The 6,803-nt window shown below is 63.3% G+C and carries 9 protein-coding genes; 2 read left to right on the top strand and 7 right to left on the bottom strand.

From position 1 onward, the window contains the following. Positions 1-53: 53 nt before the first annotated feature. The 4 genes from AC1VTH_RS05635 to AC1VTH_RS05620 form a co-directional block, all read right to left on the bottom strand. Positions 54-1,010 (bottom strand): NAD(P)/FAD-dependent oxidoreductase, encoded by a 957-nt coding sequence (locus AC1VTH_RS05635; RefSeq protein WP_481335167.1) that lies wholly within the window; start codon positions 1,008-1,010, stop codon positions 54-56. Between the two features lie 34 nt (positions 1,011-1,044). Continuing rightward, a complete protein-coding gene (gene dut, locus AC1VTH_RS05630; protein ID WP_301829260.1) occupies positions 1,045-1,494 on the bottom strand; it encodes a dUTP diphosphatase in 450 nt (149 codons plus the stop codon). Next, the gene (gene nrdR, locus AC1VTH_RS05625) at positions 1,487-1,939 is read right to left on the bottom strand and encodes a transcriptional regulator NrdR (protein WP_293672913.1); all 453 of its coding nucleotides are present in this window, start codon (positions 1,937-1,939) and stop codon (positions 1,487-1,489) included. Before nrdR ends, dut begins: the two co-directional genes overlap by 8 nt. A 94-nt stretch (positions 1,940-2,033) precedes the next feature. Beyond that, the gene (locus tag AC1VTH_RS05620) at positions 2,034-2,306 is read right to left on the bottom strand and encodes a hypothetical protein (RefSeq protein ID WP_481335166.1); all 273 of its coding nucleotides are present in this window, start codon (positions 2,304-2,306) and stop codon (positions 2,034-2,036) included. Positions 2,307-2,509: 203 nt separating this feature from the next. Here AC1VTH_RS05620 and lexA point away from each other — a divergent pair, with 203 nt between their 5' ends. After that, positions 2,510-3,166, top strand: a complete 657-nt coding sequence (gene lexA / locus AC1VTH_RS05615) for a transcriptional repressor LexA (protein WP_481335165.1) — start codon at positions 2,510-2,512, stop codon at positions 3,164-3,166. A gap of 5 nt (positions 3,167-3,171) precedes the next feature. Next, on the top strand, positions 3,172-3,939 hold the full coding sequence (locus AC1VTH_RS05610) for a heparan-alpha-glucosaminide N-acetyltransferase (RefSeq protein ID WP_481335163.1): 768 nt from the start codon (positions 3,172-3,174) through the stop codon (positions 3,937-3,939). A gap of 224 nt (positions 3,940-4,163) precedes the next feature. On the opposite strand, the gene hflX is transcribed toward AC1VTH_RS05610, so the two are convergent. The 3 genes from hflX to AC1VTH_RS05595 all read right to left on the bottom strand — a co-directional run. Continuing rightward, a complete protein-coding gene (gene hflX / locus AC1VTH_RS05605; protein WP_481335162.1) occupies positions 4,164-5,438 on the bottom strand; it encodes a GTPase HflX in 1,275 nt (424 codons plus the stop codon). A 33-nt stretch (positions 5,439-5,471) separates the two neighbouring features. Beyond that, positions 5,472-6,458, bottom strand: coding sequence for a tRNA (adenosine(37)-N6)-dimethylallyltransferase MiaA (gene miaA, locus AC1VTH_RS05600; RefSeq protein ID WP_481335161.1), 987 nt, complete (start codon positions 6,456-6,458; stop codon positions 5,472-5,474). Further along, positions 6,455-6,803: TRAM domain-containing protein (locus AC1VTH_RS05595; RefSeq protein WP_481335160.1), on the bottom strand; the 349-nt coding region annotated here is incomplete at its 5' end. The genes miaA and AC1VTH_RS05595, both read right to left, overlap by 4 nt.

The following is a 6,803-nucleotide window of genomic DNA, read 5'->3' as shown; positions in this document are numbered from 1 at the left end:
CTATTTAATGTATATCAGCCGGAACAGGGGAGTCACTAACTAGGAGAATTACGCTAATCGCCAAGAACCCCCACGTACCTTGCCGCGCTCGTGGCGGCAATCGCTCCGTCAGAGGCCGCGGTGATCGCTTGGCGAAGCGGCGTTGCCCGCACGTCTCCCGCACAGAAGAGTCCAGGCGTTGCCACAGACATGTCAGGGCGCGTCACGACATACCCCTGGTCATCCAACTCAGCGAGCCTGCAGACAGGCGCTGACTGAGGCACCTGGCCAACCGAGACGAAGACGCCTACACCGCCTGGCGCGAAGGAAAGCTCCTCGCGGGTTGGGACGCCCAAGGCGTCTACGGATGCCAGCACGACCCTCTCGATAAGAGAATCCCCTTCCACGCCCTCAATTCTAGTAAGGTACCTAACTTTAATCATGGGCGAGGAGAGAACGGCATCCCGCAGGCTCCTCATCGCCCGGAGGTGGTCCTTGCGCACGACGAGTGTCACCGAGGAGGCGACCTTCGCAAGGTAGAGCGCCTCCTCGCAGGCCGTGTTACCACCGCCCACCACAAAGACTTCCTTGCCACGATAGAACATGCCATCGCAGGTGGCGCAGTACGAGACGCCCCTGCCACCAAAGCGATTCTCGCCCGCAAAGCCAGCCTTGCGCGGCGAGGCCCCCGCGGCATAGATGACGCTGCGCGCCCTAAGCGAGCCTCCCTCGCAGACGACCTCGAAGAGGCTCCCGCCCTCGCGCCTGTCGATGGAGACGACCTGGTCGAACTCGAACTCCGCACCAAGGTGCTCGGCATGGTCCCAGAGACGCTGCCCGAGCTCGGCACCCGTTATGTCCTCGATGCCCGGATAGTTGTCCACGAGGTCGGTCGTGGCAATCTGGCCGCCAGCGGCGCTGCTCGATATGACGAGGGGCCTGAGACCCGCCCTCGTTGCATAGATGGCGGCGCTCAGACCCGCAGGACCGGAACCCACGATGATGACGTCTCTCACATTCAAATCGGTCATGTAAGGCTCCCCAATCTAAGATTCTCGCGCGCGGCTAGTTGACGCCGCTCGACCCAAAGCCGCCCGCACCGCGGTCGGTCTCATCGAGCTCCGACACCTCGTGCAGACGCACGACGGGCACCTTCTGGATGACGAGCTGGGCGATGCGCTCGCCGCGCTCGATGTGAATGGTCTTCTCGTTGTCTAGGTTGACGGTGCAGACCTTGAGTTCACCGCGGTAGTGGGCATCGATGAGGCCGGGCGTGTTGGCCATCGACAGCCCCTCGCGCAGAGCAAGTCCGCTCCTGGGCTGCACAAAGCCCGCGTAGCCATCGGGAATGGCGATGGCCAGGCCCGTCGAGACGAGTCTGCGCTCGTGCGGCGCCAGGTCAACGTCCTCGTTTGAGCGCAGGTCGAGGCCAGCGTCTCCCTCGTAGGCGTAGGACGGGAGCTCGACGGACGGGTCAAGGCGCTTGATGGGAAGGTCAATCACGTCGTTACTCACCAGAGAGCCTCCTCAGCTCGTCAGAGAATTCTTCGATGTCCTTGAAGTCGCGATAGACGGACGCAAAGCGGACGTAGGCGACCTTGTCGATGTCGATGAGACGGTGAAGCACCATCTCGCCCAGGTCGCTCGAGTCGACCTCGGTGGTGCCGTGGTCCCTCAGCTCGCTCTCGATGCTCGCAATGAGGGCGTCGAGCGCATCGATGGGGATGTCGCGCTTAACCGTTGCGCGCACGAGGCCGCGCATGAGCTTCTCGCGATCGAAAGGCTCCTTGGAACCATCGTGCTTGAGCACGATGAGCGGCAGCTCCTCCTTACGCTCGTAGGTGGTGAAGCGAAAACCGCAAGCCTCGCACTCGCGGCGACGCCTGATCGAGTCGTTGCTCTCCGCAGGACGGGAGTCGACGACCTTGGACTCCTCGCATCCGCACTTGGGACAGCGCATGGTATCCTCCCTAGCCGGGTTCACTGCAATAGATACCTTACGCTGCGAAAATAGATTCGTCTAGCTGCTGACAGAAATCTCCGGACGCCGGGTCCTAGAGAAGGGCCCCCAGCAGCACCATGCCCGCGATGGCGAAGAAGACGAGACAGGCCCCGAGGCGCTCGCGGTCCCCGATGACGGGCGCGGAGCAGACGGGGACGTCGGCCGAGACGTACCAGTCGTAGGCACGACGCGCCTGCTCCCTCACGGAGCACTGGCGGCGAGCGTCGTGGCGGCCACCTTCCACGACGGAAAGGCTCGCGGCGGCGTGACGAAGCTTGAGGGCGGAAGAACCAATGGTGTCATAGTTGTAATCAAAGTTGTTCATGGTGCGTTCCTCTCAATCTCGTTTTGTACTGGTACCTTTATACAAACCGTTGCGGACAATATCTTGTAATGCATACTATCAAACATTTGTTCCCTATATCTAGTATCTACGTACGAATGTTCGTGTCAAGCAAAAATAGAACAAATGTTTGCGAAAGGAAGCGAACGCGTGTATGATGGTCTCAACGAAAAGGAGGAACCACCATGTCTGAGGTAAAGCTTTCCGCACGGCAGCAGCAGGTATATGACTTCATCTGCGCATCCGCCGCAGAGCACGGCTATCCGCCCTCGGTCAGGGAGATCGGCGCGGGCGTTGGCCTCTCTTCCCCATCCACGGTTCACTCCCACCTCAACAGGCTCGAAAAGGCCGGCTACATCCGCCGCGACCCCAAGAAGCCCCGCACCATCGAGATCTGCGGGCCCGGCAGCGAGAGCCTCTACCAGCAAGACGTCCAGCTTGCCGAGGTCACCCAGGACGTTGATGCCAGCACGATCACCCTACCAGTCGTTGGCAGGGTCGCGGCAGGCACGCCCATCCTCGCCGAGCAGAACGTCGAGGAGGTCATGACCCTCCCCACAAGCGTCATCAACGATGCGAGCTCATTCATCCTGCGCGTCCGCGGCGAGTCGATGATCAACGTCGGCATCCTCGATGGCGACTACATTGTCGTGAAGGAGCAGCACACCGCCCACAACGGCGAAATCGTCGTTGCCCTCATCGACGACTCGGCCACCGTCAAGACCTTCTACCGCGAGAAGGACCGCATCCGCCTTCAGCCCGAGAACGATTCGATGGAGCCCATCTACGCAGACAACCCGACCATCCTCGGCAGGGTCACGGGTCTGCTTCGCTCGCTCTAGATTCCATGGAGCAGAAGCGGCGCTCGGAGAGGATTCACGGCTACGACGTCATCAGGGGTTTCTCGGTCATATCGATGGTGCTCTTTCACCTTTGCTATGACCTGGTCTATCTCTATGGCGTGGGCCTGGGCTGGTTCGCCTCTCCCCTACAAGATGTCTGGCGCGTCTCCATCTCATGGACGTTCTTGCTAGTGGCGGGCATCATGTGCTCCTACTCGAGCAGCAACGTCAGGAGGGCGGCAAAGTATCTTGCCGTGGCGGGCGTCGTATTCGTTGCCACAACGGTGGCTGCCGTCGACACGCCCGTGAACTTCGGCATCATCTACTGCATGGGCTTCAGCACGCTCGTGGGCCACCTCTACCTCAAGCTCGCCTCACGGGCGGGCGTGCGCACGAACGCCTTGCTCGTCTTGGCGCACGCGCTGCTCTTCGTCATCTGCCTCGGTGTTCCAACGGGAACCTTTGGTCTCGCGACCTTTGGCGGCCCCTACTTCAAGGTGCCGGCGGCACCCTATGCCTACGGGTGGCTCAGCTGGCTCGGCTTTCCCGGGCCCCATTTTGCGTCGGGAGACTACTACCCGCCCCTCCCCTTTTCGCTGCTCTTTCTCGCGGGAACCAGCCTGGGCGTCGTCATCAAGGCAAAAGGCGCGCCCAGAGCACTCCAGAGCCTTCGGTGTCAGCCCCTTGAGTACGTGGGAAGGCACGCCCTCCCCATCTACGTGCTTCACCAACCGCTCATTCTTGGCGTGCTCATGCTCGTCTATGGGTATTAGCGAAGAGCGTCATCTCGCCTAAGCGGTGAAATCGCGAGGCGAGGAAGTATGTCTCCGCCTAAAGCCATAGGTAGTCACGCGAGAAGCCCAAGTTGGCGAAAACCGCTTCCAAAAGAACCCGAAGCATCCCGGACTCGCAGGAGGCGCGCGACAACGCACCCACGCCTCACGAAGCGGCGAACAACATCCGCGAGCAGAGACACATTGGACGCAGCGGCGCAGGCCTACTCCTCCACCTCATAGGGCTTGAGGGTAGCGGCCATGCGAGCGCCCGCCTTGGCGGTAACGAGCAAGCCGCCCTCGACGTACTGCTCGCGAATGATCTGGCATCGCTCGTGGACGAGCTTCATGAGCATGCCCTTCTCGTAGGGCACGAGCGCCGTGAGCGTCACGTCACCGTCGCTCGCCTCCTGCGCGATGCGGTGCAGCAGCCCGGCAAGGCCCCAACCCTCGCCGGCGGACACGAAGACGGCCCGGGGATTCGCAGCCTTGAGCCCCGCAAGGACCTCGTCATCGAGCAGGTCGCATTTGTTGAAGACGAGCACGCGCCGAATCTCGTTGGCATCGATCTGGGCAAGGATCTCCTCGACGGCCCTGACCTTCTTCTCCCAGCTCTCGTCGTTGGCATCGACAACCTCGAGCACGAGGTCTGCTGCCCTGACCTCGGCGAGCGTCGACTTAAAGCTCTCGACGAGCGTGGTGGGGAGCTTCTGGATGAAGCCAACGGTGTCCGTCAGGGTGATCTTACGCCCCTCGGCAAGGTCAATGGAGCGGGTCGTGGGGTCGAGCGTGGCAAACAGCTCGTCCTTGGCGTAGACGTCGGAATTGGTGAGGGCGTTCAGCAGCGTCGACTTGCCCGCGTTGGTATAGCCGGCGAGCGCCACGCGATAGACGCCCGAGTCCCAGCGAGCCTTGCTCTGCGTGGCGCGACGCGTCTCGAGGCGTGCGAGCTCGCGGCGAAGCGAGGCGATGCGGTCGCGCACGAGGCGCCTGTCGACCTCGAGCTGGCTCTCGCCCTGGCCAAACCTGCTGCCGATGCCGCCGCGCGTCTGCTCGCCCATGAGGTGGCTCCACATGCCACGAAGACGCGGCAGCACGTACTGAAGCTGTGCGAGCTGCACCTGGAGGGCGCCCTCACGCGTCGTCGCATGACGACCAAAGATGTCGAGGATGAGGGCCGTGCGGTCGATGACCTTGACCGGCTCGCCAAAGATCTGCTCGAGGTTGGCCTGCTGGGAAGGCGACAGCTGGTCGTCGAACGCAACGACGTCAACGTCCATGCGCTTGACCAATTCCGCAAGCTCCTTGGCCTTGCCCGAGCCCACGAACGTCTTGGGGATGGGCGAGTCGAGCTTCTGCGTCTCGGTGGCAACCACAACCCCGCCCGCCGTCTCAACCAGGCGCGCAAGCTCGGCGAGCGACTCGCTCATCGGCCAGTCGATACGCCCCGTGTCAACGCCCACGATGAGCGTTCGCTCGGGAACGGGAGCGGTGGACATCTGCTTGAATCGACCCGTGGTGCTCTCCCCCTCTTAGGGCTCCTGGGCGCGCTCGCCCAAGGCCCTCTCATATTCGCCGACGATCATGGCGACGGCGTCATCGCGGTCAAGCTTGTCCATGTCGAGCCAACGAGTGCGTCCATCGCGTCTCAGCCACGAGAGCTGCCGCTTTGCGTAGCGCCGCGAACGGCGCTTGATAAGCTCGATAGCCTCGTCGAGCGCGCGCGACCCTTCGAGGTAGGCGAGGACCTCCTTGTAGCCGATGGCCTGGCGGGCCGTGAGGTCTGCGCCCATGCCAGCCTCGACAAGCCCCCGCACCTCGTCGACCAGGCCAGCCTCGACCATGAGGTCGACGCGCCGGTCGATGCGCTCGTAAAGTAGCGCACGGTCCATCGAAAGCCCCCAGATCTGGGCGCCGTAGTGCGCCTTGCGCTCGTGAAGGCCCGAAAGCTGCGCGGCATAGCTCGTGCCCTCGTCGAGCATCTCGAGGGCACGCGCGACGCGGCGGGAGTTGTTGGGGTGGATGGCAAGCGCGCTCGCCTCGTCGCGTTCGCGCAGGAGCTCCCAGAGGGCCTGCGCGCCCCGCTCGGCAAGGTAGTCTTCGTAGCGGCTGCGCGCGTCCCCGTGGGTCTGACCCGCGGGAAAGTCCATCTCGTCGATGACGGCGTCGAGGTAGAGGCCGGTGCCCCCGCACAGGATGGCGGCGCGGCCGCAATCGAGGCGTTCGTCAACGAGGACGCGGGCGTCGCGCTGGAACATGGCCACGGAGTAGTCCTGCGAGATGTCGGCCACATCGACCATCTGGAGCGGCACGAGACGCTCCTCGACGGGCGTCTTGGCCGTGCCGATGTCCATGCCACGGTAGACCTGCATCGAGTCGACCGAGATAACGTCGGTGCCAAGGCGCAGCGCCACCTCGTCGGCAAGTGCGCTCTTGCCCGAGGCCGTGGGGCCAACGACGCAGATGACGGGACGGCGTGCGGCGGCACCCGTCACGAGGCTGTCATCGCCCGACGTCACCGGGGCTCGCCCACCATGGGTCCGCGCAGGTACCACGTGCGCGCCTCGTCGACGCGAACGTCCACGAGCTTGCCCACGAGCTCGTGAGGGTCACAGCCCTCGGGAGCCTCGAAGTGAACGGTCTTGTTCTTGGGGCTGTGGCCCACGAGCACGCGCTCGTCACGCTTGGAGGCACCCTCGACGAGTGCCTCGACGGTACGCCCCAGCTCGACCTGGTTGGCATCGTGGGCAAGGTCTGCCACGAGGGCCGCCAGACGGTCGAAGCGCTCCTGGATGACCTCGCGCGGCGTGGGGTCATCGATCTTTGCGGCGGGCGTTCTGGGGCGCTTGGAGTAGATGAACGTG

It is taken from the genome of Parolsenella sp. (assembly GCF_982402205.1).
This window is presented reverse-complemented; position numbering and strand designations above follow the sequence as displayed.